The following is a 15,327-nucleotide window of genomic DNA, read 5'->3' as shown; positions in this document are numbered from 1 at the left end:
CAACGATTGGCAGCTGTGGTTATGGGTCCCTGCTTTCGCAGGGACGACGGTAAGGAAGGATATCGATTCAGGGCGTTACACCAGGCGGTGTCATCGCCTGCGCATGCGGGTGATCTCAAGTTCTAATACAGCCGCGTCCGATAGGCCTCTTCCATCGCCTTCTCGGCGACTTCGACCTCGATCGCGGCGGTCTGCTCGGCGATGATCCGGCCGAGCGTCGGAAAGCTGTGGCGCTCGACTTGCGCGGCGGGATTCCAGAGCTTCGAGCGCATTAGTGCCTTGCCGCAGTGGAAGTAGGTCTCATCGACATGCACCTTGAGCCCGATGATCGGCGTGACGTTCTGCACCGTCAGCGGCGTCAACAGATCCGCCTCCTGCGAGATTTCGGCCCGCCCGTTGACGCGCAGCGTTTCGTTGATGCCGGGCACCATGAAGATCAGCCCGATCCCGGGCGACGCGATGATATTGCCGAACGTATCGACCCGGTTGTTGCCGCGCCGATCCGGGATCAGCAGCGTCTTGTCGTCGAGCACGGAGACGAAGCCCGGCGCATCGCCGCGCGGGCTGGCGTCGGCATGACCCTTGCCGTCGCTGGAAGCGATGACGAGGAACGGCGACAGCGCGATGAAGTCGCGGCAGAACTTGTCGAGATGATAGAGCACCTTTTTCTCGGCGAGCGGGCTCAATTGCCCGAAATGCGCACGAAGATCCTCGTGCGATTTGACCGGCGGCTTGCCGCCCGCACTCTGGTCACCCATAGCGAACCTCCCGTTTGGTTTGTCTCAATTCGTTGAGCATGATCTCCGCGCAAACGCTCCGCGTTTGTCGCGAGGGAACACCGCTTCGCACTTTTCCGGATCATGCTCTATACCGCGTCGATCCCGCACCAGCTCGCGACGAAGAGGGCGTAGGCCTTGGTCACCTTCTTCAGCGAATCGAGCTGGACCCGTTCATTGAAGCCGTGCGCGTTCTCCATCCTGGCGCCGAAGCAGAATGCGGGAACACCATAATCCAGGCCATAGAAGCGCGCATCCGTCAGCGCGGTCGAGGGAAAATCCGTCAGCTTGCGCCCGAACACATGCTCGTAGACCGAGCCGAGGACCGCCTCGCTCTCCTGCACCTCGGTCGCTTCATAGCCCGGCGACAGGAAGCCGGACCAGACGATCTCTGGCGGATTGTTGGCGAGGAACGGATGGGCCCTGGCAGCCTTGGTCACGCACTCGACGATCTCGGCCTGGCAGTCGGCGATTTTCCATCCCGGCAGGATTCCGATCCGGCAATCGACGTCGCACCACGCCGGCACGCTGGAGGCCCAATCGCCGCCCTTGATGATGCCGGGATTGAAGTTGAGCGGGTGATGCACCGCGCCGAAATGGCGATGCGACTTGGCACGTTCGTTCCACTCCGCCTCGAGCGTGTCGAGATGGCCGATCAGATGATAGGCGGCGCGGATAGCGTTGGAGCCGGTGCCGGCGCGCGCAACATGGACCGGGATTCCGCGAACCTTCAGGCGAAACCAGATCACGCCGACCTGGGCTCGCATCAGCCGTTCCTCGGTCGGCTCCGGCAGCAGGCAGGCATCGGCACGGTAACCTCGCTGCAACGTCGAGAGCGCGCCGAGACCGGTGCTCTCCTCCTCGATCACGGATTGCAGATGGATGCGGCCCTTCGGCGCAAAGCCCGCGGCCTTCACCGCATCGAGCGCGTAGAGCGCGGCAATGGTGCCCGACTTCATGTCGCCGGTGCCGCGGCCATAGAGCCAGCCGTCCTCGACCACCGGCTGGAACGGCGGCCGCTCCCACATGTCGAGCGGCCCGACCGGCACCACGTCGCAATGCCCCTGAAGGATCAGCGAACGCCCCTCCTCGCGCGCCGGCCGATAGGTGCCGACGACGGTCCGCGCGCGGGAAAAATCGGTCTCGACCGGTCCGTAGCCGGGCAAGGTCTTCAGCTCGTCCTGATTGATGACCCAGTCGTCGACCTCATAGCCGCGCTCGCGCAGCAGCTTCGCGAACATGTCCTGGCACGGACCTTCCTGGCCGCGCGTGCTGGGAATCGACGAGAAGGCGATCGTGGTCGCGAGCTGCTGCTCGAAGGCGGCGTCGACAGCCGCCTCGATGCGCTCGCGCGCGCCGGCCGGAAGGGGAACTGAACGGCTGTCGGTCATGAATTGATCCTTGCTGTGGGGCGTGTAACGGCCACGGCCGCAAAGCCCGGCTGGTCGAAGAAATCGCGCCCGGGAACCGCGTCGAGCAGATCGCGAGTGTAGGCCTGGCGCGGCGCGGTGAACACTTCGGCGGTGGTGCCTTCCTCGACGATACGCCCCTTTTGCAGGACGATGACGCGGTCGGCGATCTCGGCGGCGATCCGCAAATCGTGTGTAATGAAGATCATCGCAAGCCGCATCTCCTGGCGCAGCTCGGCGAGCAGCGCCAGCACCTGGGCCTGCACCGAGACGTCCAGCGCCGACACCGCCTCGTCGGCGATCAGAACCCGCGGCTTCAGCGCCAGCGCCCGCGCGATGCAGATGCGCTGGCGCTGGCCGCCCGAGAACTCGTGCGGGTAGCGATCGGCGGCGGTCGCCGACAGGCCGACCCGCACCAGGAGCTTGTTCGCCTGGGCCATCGCCTCGGCCCGCGACGTCTCATAGGCCATCGGTCCGCGCGCGATGGCATCGCCGACCTTCTGGCGCGGATCGAGACTGGCAAACGGATCCTGGAACACGATCTGGAGCTGGCGCCGCGCCTGGCGCAACGCCTCGCCGCGCAGCTGCCGGAGATCCGCGCCGCCAAAGCGGATGGCGCCGGCGTCAGGTTCGGTGAGCCGCATGATCATGCGCCCGAGCGTCGACTTGCCGGAACCGGATTCACCGACCACCGCAAGCGTCTCGCCCTCGTGCAGCGTCAGTGAGATGCCATCAGCGGCGGTCACCTCGCGTGGCGGCTGCAGCCAGCCGCGCTTGACCCGAAAGGTCTTTTGCAGGCCGATGACCTCGAGCAGCGGCTCGGGACGCAGGATGGCCTCGTGGATGTCGGCGAGGCGCGCCTTCGGAACCGCGTCGATCAGTTCGCGCGTGTAGGCGGCCTGCGGATTGCGAAGCACCTCGCTGGCCGTGCCCTGCTCGACCACCTTGCCATGGCGCAGCACCACGACGCGATCGGCAACGTCGGCGACAACGCCGAAATCATGGGTGATCAGCAGCACGCCCATGCCGCGCTCGCGCCGGAGATCGTCAATCAGGCGCAGGATCTGGCGCTGGGTCGTGACATCGAGCGCGGTCGTCGGCTCGTCTGCGATCAGGAGCTCGGGGCGGTTGGCCATCGCCATCGCGATCATCACGCGCTGGCGCTGGCCACCGGAAAGCTCAAACGGGTAGCTCTTTTCCAGCAGCTGCGGATTCGGCAGTCCGACCTGGGTCAGCAGCGTCAGCACCCGCTCGCGGAGTTCGGTCGCCGAGGGCGCAGGCCGCTGGTGCGCCAGGATCATCTCCTCGATCTGCCTGCCGACGCGCTTCAGCGGATTGAGCGAAGACAACGGCTCCTGAAAGATCATCGCGGCGTTGCCGCCGCGCAGCTTGCGGAGAGCGCGGCCGTCGAGCTTCGACGGATCCTGCCCTGCGACCGCCACGGCGCCGGACGCGATGTCGACGCCCCGCGGCAACAGCGACAGCACCGCATGCGCGATCATCGACTTGCCGGAGCCGGACTCACCGACCAGGCAAACCACTTCGTTTGGCTTGATCTCAAAGGAGACGTTCTCGACCGCGAAGGGCCGATCACCGCCCTCGGGGAGCGCGATCGAGAGACCATCGACGGCAAGAACAGGCGCACCGGACTGCATGGCTTCGCTCATGAGCGGCGCCTCGAGACGCGCGGGTTGAGGACATCAGACAGTCCCTCGCCGAACAGGTTGATCGCCAGCACGGTGACGAGGATGGCGAGGCCGGGAAACACGCTCATCCACCACGCGTTCCGGATCACGGTGCGGCCCGCGCCGATCATGAAGCCCCACGACATCAGATTGGGATCGCCGAGCCCCATGAAGGACAGCGCGCTTTCCAGCAGGATCGCAGTGGCAACCGTCAGCGACGTCACCACCAGGATCGGCGAGATCGCGTTCGGCAGGATATGGCCGAGCACGATGCGCCAGGTGCGTTCGCCCTGGCACAGCGCGGCCTCGACGAATTCGCGGTGCCGCAGACGGAGGAATTCGGCGCGCGTGAGCCGCGCCAGCGGCGGCCAGCTCACCGCGCCGATGGTCAGGATGATCGTGAGCAGCGACGGATTGAAGGTCGCGACCAGCAGGATGGCCAGCACGAAGGCTGGAATGGTCTGGAACAATTCCGTCATCCGCATCAGCACCAGATCGACCTTGCCGCCGAAATAGCCTGAGATCGCGCCGATCACGACGCCGATCGCCATCGCCGCGAGCGCTGAGGCGATGCCGATCAGGAGCGACACGCGTGCGCCATAGGCGACGCCGGCGGCGACGTCGCGGCCGAGCGTATCGCCGCCGAGCCATAATCCGTCCTCGCCGGGCGGCGTGAACGGCGCGCCGACCATCTCCCAGGGCGAGACCGGAAACGCGATCGGCGCAACGATCGCGACGACAACAACGACGAGCAGCAGGACGAGGCCGATCATTCCGCTCGGATGACGCAGGAAGGCGCGCACCGTGTCCATCACGCCGCTCCCGTGGTCATGCGGGGATCAATCAACCGGTAGACCAGGTCGGTGAGCAGGTTGAGCGCGATCACGACGATCGAGAGGATCAGGAAGATGCCGAGCAGGACCGGATAGTCGCGCTGCAACAGTGCCTCGAAGGTCAAGCGGCCAAGGCCCGGCCAGGCAAACACCGTCTCGATCACCACAGCGCCGCCGACCAGCGCGCCGGCCTGCATGCCGGCGACGGTGACGACCGGCACCAGCGCATTGCGCAGCATGTGGCCGACCACGATGCGCGTTCCGGACAAGCCCTTGGCGCGCGCGGTCTTGATGAAATCCTGCTGCGCGACCTCGATGATCGAGGATCGCATCAGCCGCGCATAGATCGCCAGATAGATCGCCGCCAGCGACGTGACCGGCATGATCATGTGTTTCATGATGTCGAGCGCATGCTCGACCGGCGAGAGCTGGACGTTGATGGTCTCGTAACCGAACGGCGGCAACCAGCCGAGCGTCACCGAGAACACCAGCACCAGCATCAGGCCGAGCCAGAACACCGGCGTCGCGTAGAGCACGAGCGAGAGCACGGTGAACACCGTGTCGAGCACGCTGCCGGCCGCGAGCCCGGCCAGCGCGCCGAGCGCGGTGCCGATCAGGAGCGCGAGGCAAAACGCCGTGACGGTCAGCAGCAGCGTCGCCGGCAGCCGTTCGAGGATCAGATCAACGACCGGACGACGCTGGCGATAGGAATAGCCGAGGTCGAGCCTGATGACGCGGCCGAGGTGGCTCACGAGCTGCACGAAATATGGCTTGTCGAGGCCATATTCCTTGCGCAGGTCGTCGAGCAGTTTTGGATCGGACGCGCCGGATTGCCCGGCCATGACCTGGGCCGGATCGCCGGGCGCGGCGCGCACCAGCACGAAGTTGAACGTCGCGATGACGAGGATCACGGCGACGAGCTGGGCGATGCGGCTGACCGCCTGAAGTCCGATCGCCGCGGCGCTGCCGAGCCGGGTCACGATTTGTAGACCGACCCGAAGGTTTCGTGCGAGCCGATGCCCGTCGTCACGATGTTCTTGAACGCCTTGTCGTAGATGATGGGATATTCGATCTCGAGCGTCCAGGCCACCGGCACATCCTCGACCAGGATCTGCTGGACCTTGCTGTAGAGCTCCTGGCGCTTGGCCTCGTCGAGCGTCACCGCGGCCTCCTCGAACAATTTGTCGACTTCGGGATTCGAATAGCCCTGCGTGTTGGAGAACAGGATGCCCTTCTTGATGTTCGACGAGACGTAGGTGCGGGCAACGCCGAGCGCGGGATCGCCGAGCTGGTAGAGCAGATTCTGGGTCATCTCATAGTCCCAGTTGCCGACCTTTTCGGCCCAGCCCGCCATGTCGGTGCCGACAAGCACGAGATCGATGCCGACCCGCGCGAAGCTCTGGCGGAAGAACTCACCGGAGCGCTGATAGACTTCGCCATAGGGCGGCACGATGTACTTGATCTCGGCCCGCTTGCCGTTGGCGCCAGGCTTCAATCCCATGTCGTCGAGCAGGGCCTTGGCCTTGTCGACCGAGAACTCGTAGCGCTTCACGTTCGGATCGTAGAACCGCGTCTTCGAGGAGATCGGCCCGGTCGCCACCTTGGCATTGCCGAAATAGACCCGCTTGCTGAACGCCTCGCGATCGATCAGGTGCATCACCGCCTGCCGGAACCGCTTGTCGTTCATCGGCGCGATGCGGTTGTTCATTTCGAGCCACTGATGCGGCGCGAAATACTCGTAGCCCCTGGTGGTGAATTCGAGGTTCTTCTGCGCCTTGAAGCGCTGCACGTCATAGAATTCGACGTCGGACCATTGCACGAGCTGCACCGTGCCGTTCTCGAGCGCCAGCGCGCGCGAGGCCGCATCCGGAATCACGCGGTAGACGATCTCGTCGAGATAGGGCTGGTCCTTCTGATAGTAGCCGTCGTGGCGGACGAGATGAACATGCGAGCCGCGCACCCATTCCTTCAGCTTGAAGGGGCCGGTGCCGATCGCCTTGTCGTTCTCCGGGTTCTTGCGGTAGTCGGTGCCGTCATAGATGTGCTTGGGTACGATCGGTGCAGACGTGCAATCGAAGCAGCCGATGAAGGGCGCGAACGGCTGCTTCAATTTGAACACGACGGTGAGCGGATCGGGCGCCTCCGCCGACGCCACGCGGGCGAAATTTTGCCGTGCGCGCGGATGCGTCTCCACCAGCAGCTTCATGCAGCTGAAGACCACGTCCTCCGAGGTCATCGGCTTGCCGTCGTGGAAGGTGATGCCCGGAAACAGCTTGAACGTATAGGTCAGGCCGTCGGGCGAGATCTCCCAGGACTGCGCCATGCCCGGCATCGGCTTGAGATCGGCGCCGTATTTCAGCAGGCCTTCGTAAATCTTGCCGCCGAGCGTCAAGGTCGGCTGCTGCTGGTTCAGCGCGGTCACCAGGACCGGCGGCTCGGGCTGGATGATGGTGTTGAGCGTCCCACCGCGGGTCTGGCCCGCCGCCCGCGTGATGCCGAACGGGATGGCTGCACCGCAGGCCAGCATTGCCTTGGTGAATTCGCGTCTGTTCATCGGACCTCTCCGTCTCCGCGCTCGCACATTCGATTTCGGCGAATGCCGCGGGGTGAGGCATTGTTGCCAAACGCCATATCCCGCGCTACCTGAAGGGGGACAACAACCATCGCGATCGGGCCAAGTGGCCCGGAAGATGCATGAGCACCCTGCGAAAACGACGATCGATCAGGAGCTCACGACACTTGAAAGTCGCAGCGCGACGAAATGACACCACCGGCTTGCGCGTTTGCCGCAAGCAATCGGGTCCCGCAGCCGCCGCGCACTATGCCGGACAGCTGCAACAGGTCGAACGGCCGCTCGCGGCGATGGCGGCCTCCTATCCGAACGAAAGCACCAGCGCGCGGCACGCGCACCGACGCGATCAATTCATCCTGCAGACCGCGGGCGTGACCTCGATGATGACCGAGCGCGGCCATTTCGTCGTGCCGCCCGGCCACGGCCTGTGGATTCCGGCCGGCGTCGCGCACCAGTCGCGGGCATGGGGCGAGGTCGAGATCCAGACCATCTATGTCACGCCTGACCGCATCAGGAATGCTCCGGCGACATGCCGCCTGATCAAAGTCTCCGCGCTGGTCGAGGCGTTGATGGAAGAAGCGGTGCACATGCCGACCCGTTACGATCCGGAAGGGCGCGACGGCAGGCTGGTCGATTTCCTGCTCGACGAGATCGGCAGGATGCCGGAAGTGTCGCTGCATGTGCAGGTGCCGCCCGATCCGCGGCTCGCCGCGATCTGCGAAGCCGTGCTGGTCGATCCGAGTTCCGATCTCACGCTCGACGAATGGGCCGATCGCTGCCAGCTCAGCCGGCGGACGCTGACGCGTCTGTTCCGGCGTGAGACCGGCCAGAGCTTTGCGGCCTGGCGCCAGCGGGTGCGGCTGCTCGAAGCGCTGGCGCGGCTCGGCGCCGGCGAGGCCGTCACCTGCGTTGCGCTCGACGTCGGCTATGAAAGTCCGAGCGCTTTCGCCGCGATGTTCAAGCGCGAGCTCGGCGCCGCGCCGCGCCAGTATCTGCGCTGGGCCGATCCCGAAGTGGTGATGCGGTAGGCGCTCGCGTCACGCATCTATCGAAATGCAAAACCCCTGCGGTCAACGGGAGAGACCGCAGGGGTTTGCAGGTGGATGGCGTGAGGCCAGCAAGGCTGGGTGTCACCCCAAGGACCGGCGGCCGGATGAAAGCGGTACCGGCCTCATCATGCAAGCACGTCTTTTAGGCAGGAGTGCGTCAACATCCGCAAGCAAAGCACGCGAGAGAATTGAATCTTCCCGCGCGCGTTGCATGCAGTCCGCTCTAGTCGTTGCGGGCGACCGCGGTCAGCTTGGTCATGTTGTGCAGCATGATCCGGCCGCGTTGCAGGTCGACGATGCCGTCCTTGCGCCAGGTCTGCAGCTGCCGGTTGACGCTTTCGCGCGCGGCGCCGACGAAGATGCCGAGCTGTTCCTGCGAGATGTGCACCTCGGAACCGAAATCCTCGGCCAGCGCGCACAGCCGCCGTGCGAGGCGGACCGGCAAAGGCTGCAGCACGGATTCTTCCATCCGCTCGCTCTGCCAACGAATTCGCTGGCACAGCAATTCGATCAGCCTGACCGCAACCTTCGGCTCGCGCTCGAGGAAGCCGAGGAAATCCTGCCGCCGCAACACGAATAGTTCGCTGGGCTCGCCCGCGGTCGCATCCGCGGTGCGGTCCTGACCGTCGAGCACGGCGACTTCGCCGAACAGGTCGCCGGATCCCATGAAGTTCAGTGTGAGCCGGCTGCCGTCGGAAGCACCGGTCTCGATCCGAATCTGGCCGCGGCGGACCCCAAACAGGGCATCGCCGGGATCGCCTTTCTGGAACAGCACCTCACCGGTCGCGAGTTGCTGGGTGTGGCAGAGGCCGGAAAGCCGCTGCAACTCGTCCGCACCGAGATCGGCGAACATCGGATTCATCTTCAGAATGACCGCAAATTCGGCCTGTTTGCTCATTGTACTGCCTTCCAAATCCTTCCGAGCAGTCCCCTGACGCCCGGTTAGCAAAAATCACCCTCATAAGAGTGTGGGAGAGGTCACATAAGTTCATGCGGTAACGGATTATTTTTCCGGTCATTGGAGCCAGATCCTGCTTGCGGGATAAACTCGTTTGATCGGCCGCGACTTTCTGCAACGGAACCCCGCTTGCCCGGCCTGGAACAGCGACATGAGAGCACTGAAATTCGCCGGGGCCGCCATCGCTGCCGTGATCGTGATCATCGCATTGGTGGCCGTGGTCGGGATCCCGTCCTCGTTCCTCACATCGACCATCACCGATCGGGTCGAGCGCGAGACCGGCTACAAGCTCACCATCAAGGGCGGCGCCAAGATCGGCCTTTGGCCGAAGATCAATCTGACGCTGAGCGACGTCGTGCTGCAGGACCCGCGCGGACGCGACGTCAACAACCGGTTCGCGGCAAGCAGCGTCGAGGCCGAGATGACGCTGTCGAGCCTGTGGTCGGGCCGACCCGACATCACCGACCTTTCGATCGTCAAGCCGGTGATCAACCTGCCGCTGCAGCGCGAGCGCACCCGCGACCACAATCCGCCGGCGAAATCCTCCGCGTCCGACGGCGGCGGCATCACGATCCGGCATGTCAGCGTCAGCGGCGGTACCATCGTCTTCGCCAATGTGCGCGACCGGATCGAGAGCCGGATCGAGACGCTCGATGCGGACGCGACCATCGGCGACGACCGCAAGATCGTCGTCACGGGTGACGCACGCGCCGACGACAAGCCGCTGAAATTCGAGATCCGCGCCACCGCGCCGCAAGCACCGCTGGAGCGTCAGAGCGTGCCGGCCGAATTCAGCATCGATGCGCCCGGCCTGTTGCCCGCGGCGATCAAGGCGAATGCGGAAGCGCGGCTGAACGGCACGGTGGTGATGTTCAACGGCGTCTCCGGCACGCTCGGCGACGGCGGCTTCACCGGCTGGGCCTCGGTCGATTTCGCCAGCAACAAGCCGCTGGTGAAGCTCGATCTCGACTTCCAGCACATTGCGATCGCGATGCCGCCGGGGCAGGCCGGCTCCACGCAGCCGCTGGGTACGAATACGTGGAGCAACGCGTCGGTCGATCTTGCCGGGCTCAACTATGTCGACGCACAGGCGCGCATCTCGGCGGCGGAGCTCGTGATCGGCGACGGCCGCTTCACGCAGGCGGCAATCGATGCGTCCATCGACAGCGGCGTGCTGAAGGGCCGGTTCGCCAGTCTCGGCGCCTATGAGGGCACCGCCGATGGCGACGTCACCATCGACGCGCGAGCTCCGAATCCAACCTACGCGCTGCGGCTCGACCTCGCCGGCGCGCGCGCGCTGCCGGTGCTGAAGAGCCTCGCCGAGTTCGACAAGCTCGACGGCAAGATGCAGGCCAAGATCGCGCTGACCTCGCAAGGCAGCAGCGAGCGCGCCATCGTCGGCAATCTCGCCGGCACCGCCTTCGTCGTGTTCCAGGACGGCAAGATCCTCGGCCTCAACGTGGCGCAGATGATCCGCAACCTCACCACCAGCACGTTGTCGGGCTGGCAGGAGAGCCAAGAGCTGTCGACCGATCTCAGCCAGCTCTCGGCCTCGTTCAAGGTCGACAAGGGCCAAGCCGTCACCACTGATCTCAACCTGATCGGCCCGCTGGTGAAGATGACCGGGGTCGGCACCATCGACCTCAACACCCGCCAGATCGGGTTCCGCGTCGAGCCGCAGCTCGTGATGACCACCGAAGGCCAGGGCCGCGCCGGCAATCCGGTCGGCCTCGGCATCCCCGTGATGCTTGAGGGACCCTGGGTATCGCCGCGGATCTATCCGGAGATGCAGGGCATGCTCGACAATCCGCAGGCGGCCTATGCCAAGCTCAAGGAGATGGGCAAGGGCCTGTTCGGGGCGAACGGCCAAGGGCTGAGTCAGGGCATCAACGGGCTGACCAATCTGCTCAACGGCGTGCAGGGCGGCGGCGCGCAGCCCGGCAGCAGCGGCCAGGGCGGCGGCGCCGGCCAGAGCAACCCGCTCGGCGGGCGGCTTGGCGACACCATCGGCAATTTGCTGCAGCAGGGCCTTTCCACCCTCAACCAGAGCAACGCATCGCGCCCGAGCCGCGACCTGAGCCAGCCCGCGCCGCCGGCCCCCGACCAGGCCCCGCCGCCACCGCCCCCTCCGCCCGGCGAGACCGCCGAGCAGCACGACAGTCCGGCGATGAAGGACGTGCTGCGTCAGCTGTTCAATCGCTGATATTCCCGGATATCCCCCGCCGATATGAAGGGATAACCATGCGGCCCGAGCGGCGGCCCCGCCCCGCCGATCCGTGCTAAATAGCGGCGGATCATGCGGCGCACCCGATTGGGGGCCGGACGAGGCTGGATGAACGCGGCTACGGACAAGGGCAAGAACTGGTTCCTGCGCGGCGGCCTGTTCGCCAAATATGTCCTCGCGCTGGTTGGCCTCGTCGTGTTCGTGCTGGCGGTCAACGGCGCGCTCGAGACCTGGATCAGCTACCGCGGCATCAAGGGCACGCTGACGGACGCGATGAGCGAGAAGGCGGACGCCACCGCCAAGCGCATCGAGCAGGCGATCTCCGACCTCGAGCGGCAAATCTCCTGGGTCACCCGCGCCTCCTCCAACACGATCGAGCTGCGCCGCGCCGACTACGCGCAGTTGCTCGGCCAGGTGCCGGCGGTGAGTCAGCTCAGCCTGATCAGCGGCCAGGGCCGCGAGCTGCTGCGGCTGTCGCGCCAGACCACCACCGTGAACTCCAACGCCGACTTCTCCCGCGATGTCAGATTCACCGAGACCATCGCCCGCGGCACCGCCTACGCGCCGGCGTATTTTCGCGACGGGCGGCCGTTCATGTCGATCGGCGAGCAGCATTCCGGCTTCAATGCCGGCGTCACCATGGCCGAGATCGACCTGCGCTTCCTCAATGACTATTTCGGCGACTCCCAGGTCGGCCGCCTCGCTCATGCCTATGTCGTCGACGGCAAGGGCCGCGTGCTGGCGAGCTCGTCGAAGGGTCCGGAGGTCGGCAAGGACCTCGCCGCGCTGCCGCAGGTCGCCGCGGTGCTGTCGCCTAGCGGCAGGCCGATCGTCTCCGGCGAGGTTGTCGACGGCAACGCGGTGCTGACGACAGCAACGGCCGCGCCGAACCTCGGCTGGCACGTGTTCTATGAGCAGCCGACCGCGCAGGCGCTGTCGCCGATCCGCGACCAGCTGGTGCGCATCGCGCTTCTGATCGCGCTCGGCCTCGTGGTCGCGATCATCGCCGGCACGATCCTGGCGCGCCGCATGCTGGAGCCGATCACCGCGCTGCGCACCGGCGCGCGGCGCCTCGGCGCCGGCGATTTCGGCCATCGCATCGAGGTGAAGACATCCGATGAGCTGGAGGAGCTCGCCGGCCAGTTCAACAGCATGGCCACCCAGCTTGCCGAGACCTATTCCGACCTCGAGGCCAAGGTGAAGGAGCGCACCCGCGACCTCGCGCAATCGATCAACGAGCTGAAGGTGCTGGAGGAGGTCGGCCGCGCGGTGGCGTCCTCGCTCGACCTCAATGCGGTGCTGCCGACGGTCGGCGCCCGCGCGCTCGAGATCACCCATGCCGACGCCGTGCTGATCTATGGCTATGACGCCGCGCAACGCAGCTTTAACCTGACGCAATCGATCGGCATCGACGCTGCGACCGAAGGCCATCATCGCGCGATCGATGCGGCGAACAGCAGCCCGCTCGGCGAAGCCGCCGCGAAGGGCGAGCCGCTGGCGTTCCCGGATCTCACCGACCAGCCAAATCATCCGCTGCGCGATGTCGTGGTCGGCGCCGGCTTCCACTCGGTGCTCGTGGTGCCGCTGGTCGATCAGCAGGGCGTGCTCGGCGCGCTGGTGGTGCTGCGCAAGGCGGCCGGCGACTTCCCGGCGAGCCTGATCGGCCTGATGAAGACCTTTGCGCACCAGGCGGTGCTGGCGATGCGCAATGCGCGGCTGTTCACCGAGGTGGACCAGAAGAGCCACGCGCTGGAAGAGGCCAACGCCACCGTGCGCGAGCAGGCCGACAAGTTGCGCGAGCAGACCGAAGCGCTCAAGGACTGGAACAAGTCGCTGGAGCAGCGGGTCGAGACCCAGCTCGGCGAGCTCGAGCGCGTCCGCCGGCTCGAGCGCTTCCTGGCGCCGCAGGTGGCGCAGCTGATCGCCTCGTCGGACAATCCCGAGGGCCTGCTCGACAGCCACCGCCGCGAGGTCACCGTGGTGTTCTGCGATCTGCGCGGCTTCACCGCCTTCACCGAGGCAACCGAGCCGGAAGAGGCGATGAACGTGCTGCGCGAATATCACGCCGCGCTCGGCAAGCTGATCTTCAAGTATGAAGGCACCCTCGACAAATATGCCGGCGACGGCGTGATGATCCTGTTCAACGCGCCGATCCAGCTCGCGGACCACACTGCGCGCGCCGTGAAGATGGCGGTGGAGATGCGCGACACGGTCGGCCCGCTGACCGAGAAGTGGCGCAACCGCGGGCACAGTCTCGGCTTCGGCATCGGCATTGCGCTCGGCTATGCCACGCTCGGCCAGGTCGGCTTCGAGCAGCGGCTGGAATATGCCGCGATCGGCAGCGTCACCAACCTCGCCTCCCGCCTGTGCGGCGAGGCCAAGGCCGGCCAGATCGTGGTAAGCCGCCGCGTCTACGGCATGGTCGAGCCCTTCGTCGAAGGTCGCGCCATCGATGACCTCGTGCTGAAGGGATTCAATCATCCCATCCTGGCGGCGGAGATCCTGAGCTGGAAGGGCGAGCCATCAGCGGAAGCGGCGGCGGAATAGGCAAGACACGGCTCCCTCCCACGTCGTCCCGGCGAAAGCCGGGACGACACTGAATATGCGGCCCCGTTTCTGATTCAACTATCAAACAGCCAAGGGATAGACCCGAGGGGAGAAGCACACGCCCGCATCCTCGCGACGCGATCGCGCCCGAGTCATGCGATCAATCCAGCCTCACACAGGAGAGGGCGCAGGGAAGGCCGGGCGCCGATTGCCACGAGCCTCAAATCAACATCCGGTGAATCTGACTGCCTCCGCAATCACGATCACCACCACCTCCCACCCGTCCCAGGAATAACCCCTCCCCCGCATCGCTCGCGTCATGACGGGCGCGTGCGAACGCGCGTCCGGCGATAACAAGAACAAGCAGGATGGGTTTGATGACGGGTTTGGATGGGACGCACACGGCGTCGGTGGTGGCGCTGCATTGCTCGCTGGGGTCGGGACGGCAATGGACCAAGCTTGCGGCCGCGCTCGGCGGCGACCGGTTCATGGCGCCGGATATTTCCGGCTATGGCGTTGCCGCCGTCGGGCGCGACTGGCCGCGGACGCTGGATGGCGAGATTGCGCGGCTCGAGCCCTGGCTCACCAGGGCCGACGGGCCGTTCCATCTGATCGGGCATTCCTATGGCGGGGCGATCGCGTTTCGGCTGGCGACGGCAACGCCTTATGCGCAGTACATCCGCAGCCTTACGCTGATCGAGCCCGTCCTGCCTACGTTGCTCAGAGACACGCCTGCCGATGCGCGGCTGTACGACCGCTTCGCGCGGATCGCGCAGATCGTCTCAAGGGATATTGTCGATGGCGCCGTGATGGAGGCGGTCGAGGCGTTCACCGCGTTCTGGGCCGGCTCCGGGCCGCGCGAGCAGTTCTCGCCGAGCGGGCGGCTGCGGATGATCGAGCAGGCCGACAAGCTGCCTTGCGATTTCAGCGCCGCGCTCGACCTCGACGCCGTGGCGGAAGCCGCGCGTGCCTTGAAGGTGCCGACGCTGCTGATCTCGGGCGGGCTGTCGCCCTGTGTGACGCAGCGTATTGTCGCCAAACTCGCCGCGCTGATCGATGGCGCCGAGCTGCGGCATCTGCCGGGTGCCGGCCACATGCTGCCGGTGACGCATGCCGATCGGGTCAACCCGGAGATCCTGCGGCATATCTGGCGCGCCCAGGAGTTGGCGAAGCTGGAGCTGGCGGCGGATGCGGGGCCGGCCGAGGCAGCGCAGGCGGCTGGTTCGGCCCGGCGGCATCTGGTATTCAGGAGGCCCTCATTTTGGGAATAGTTT

At 65.8% G+C, this 15,327-nt stretch carries 11 protein-coding genes; 4 read left to right on the top strand and 7 right to left on the bottom strand.

Annotated elements, in window-relative coordinates:
* Window positions 1-122: 122 nt before the first annotated feature.
* The 6 genes from Q2M23_RS10085 to Q2M23_RS10060 all read right to left on the bottom strand — a co-directional run bounded on the left by Q2M23_RS10085 (window position 123) and on the right by Q2M23_RS10060 (window position 7,257).
* Window positions 123-758 carry a pyridoxamine 5'-phosphate oxidase family protein gene (locus Q2M23_RS10085; RefSeq protein ID WP_076834761.1) on the bottom strand — a complete coding sequence of 212 codons (636 nt, stop codon included), beginning with the start codon at window positions 756-758 and terminating at the stop codon, window positions 123-125.
* A gap of 107 nt (window positions 759-865) precedes the next feature.
* Window positions 866-2,167, bottom strand: a complete 1,302-nt coding sequence (locus tag Q2M23_RS10080; RefSeq protein WP_316395455.1) for an ArgE/DapE family deacylase — start codon at window positions 2,165-2,167, stop codon at window positions 866-868.
* Window positions 2,164-3,852 (bottom strand): ABC transporter ATP-binding protein, encoded by a 1,689-nt coding sequence (locus Q2M23_RS10075; protein WP_316395454.1) that lies wholly within the window; start codon window positions 3,850-3,852, stop codon window positions 2,164-2,166. Before Q2M23_RS10075 ends, Q2M23_RS10080 begins: the two co-directional genes overlap by 4 nt.
* Window positions 3,849-4,682: an ABC transporter permease gene (locus Q2M23_RS10070; RefSeq protein WP_057021099.1), complete on the bottom strand. Its 834-nt coding sequence runs from the start codon at window positions 4,680-4,682 to the stop codon at window positions 3,849-3,851. The genes Q2M23_RS10075 and Q2M23_RS10070 overlap by 4 nt, the downstream gene beginning before the upstream one ends.
* Window positions 4,682-5,683, bottom strand: coding sequence for an ABC transporter permease (locus Q2M23_RS10065; protein WP_168859147.1), 1,002 nt, complete (start codon window positions 5,681-5,683; stop codon window positions 4,682-4,684). The genes Q2M23_RS10070 and Q2M23_RS10065 overlap by 1 nt, the downstream gene beginning before the upstream one ends.
* On the bottom strand, window positions 5,680-7,257 hold the full coding sequence (locus Q2M23_RS10060) for an ABC transporter substrate-binding protein (RefSeq protein WP_168859148.1): 1,578 nt from the start codon (window positions 7,255-7,257) through the stop codon (window positions 5,680-5,682). The genes Q2M23_RS10065 and Q2M23_RS10060 overlap by 4 nt, the downstream gene beginning before the upstream one ends.
* A gap of 185 nt (window positions 7,258-7,442) precedes the next feature.
* Between Q2M23_RS10060 and Q2M23_RS10055 the strand changes: the two genes are divergently transcribed.
* On the top strand, window positions 7,443-8,303 hold the full coding sequence (locus Q2M23_RS10055) for an AraC family transcriptional regulator (protein ID WP_028335183.1): 861 nt from the start codon (window positions 7,443-7,445) through the stop codon (window positions 8,301-8,303).
* A gap of 244 nt (window positions 8,304-8,547) precedes the next feature.
* Here the strand turns inward: Q2M23_RS10055 and Q2M23_RS10050 are convergent, their stop codons facing one another.
* Window positions 8,548-9,222: a Crp/Fnr family transcriptional regulator gene (locus tag Q2M23_RS10050; protein ID WP_057021095.1), complete on the bottom strand. Its 675-nt coding sequence runs from the start codon at window positions 9,220-9,222 to the stop codon at window positions 8,548-8,550.
* A gap of 211 nt (window positions 9,223-9,433) precedes the next feature.
* Here Q2M23_RS10050 and Q2M23_RS10045 point away from each other — a divergent pair, with 211 nt between their 5' ends.
* From Q2M23_RS10045 to Q2M23_RS10035, 3 genes are all read left to right on the top strand, one after another.
* Window positions 9,434-11,485: an AsmA family protein gene (locus Q2M23_RS10045; RefSeq protein WP_316395453.1), complete on the top strand. Its 2,052-nt coding sequence runs from the start codon at window positions 9,434-9,436 to the stop codon at window positions 11,483-11,485.
* Window positions 11,486-11,614: 129 nt separating this feature from the next.
* Window positions 11,615-14,053, top strand: a complete 2,439-nt coding sequence (locus tag Q2M23_RS10040; protein ID WP_316395452.1) for an adenylate/guanylate cyclase domain-containing protein — start codon at window positions 11,615-11,617, stop codon at window positions 14,051-14,053.
* A gap of 377 nt (window positions 14,054-14,430) precedes the next feature.
* Window positions 14,431-15,324, top strand: a complete 894-nt coding sequence (locus Q2M23_RS10035) for an alpha/beta fold hydrolase (protein ID WP_316395451.1) — start codon at window positions 14,431-14,433, stop codon at window positions 15,322-15,324.
* Window positions 15,325-15,327 lie beyond the last annotated feature (3 nt).

It is taken from the genome of Bradyrhizobium sp. 33ap4 (assembly GCF_032654765.1).
Taxonomy (GTDB): domain Bacteria; phylum Pseudomonadota; class Alphaproteobacteria; order Rhizobiales; family Xanthobacteraceae; genus Bradyrhizobium; species Bradyrhizobium australafricanum.
Note: the sequence above shows the minus strand (reverse complement) of the source record. Positions and strands in the feature narration are given on the sequence as shown.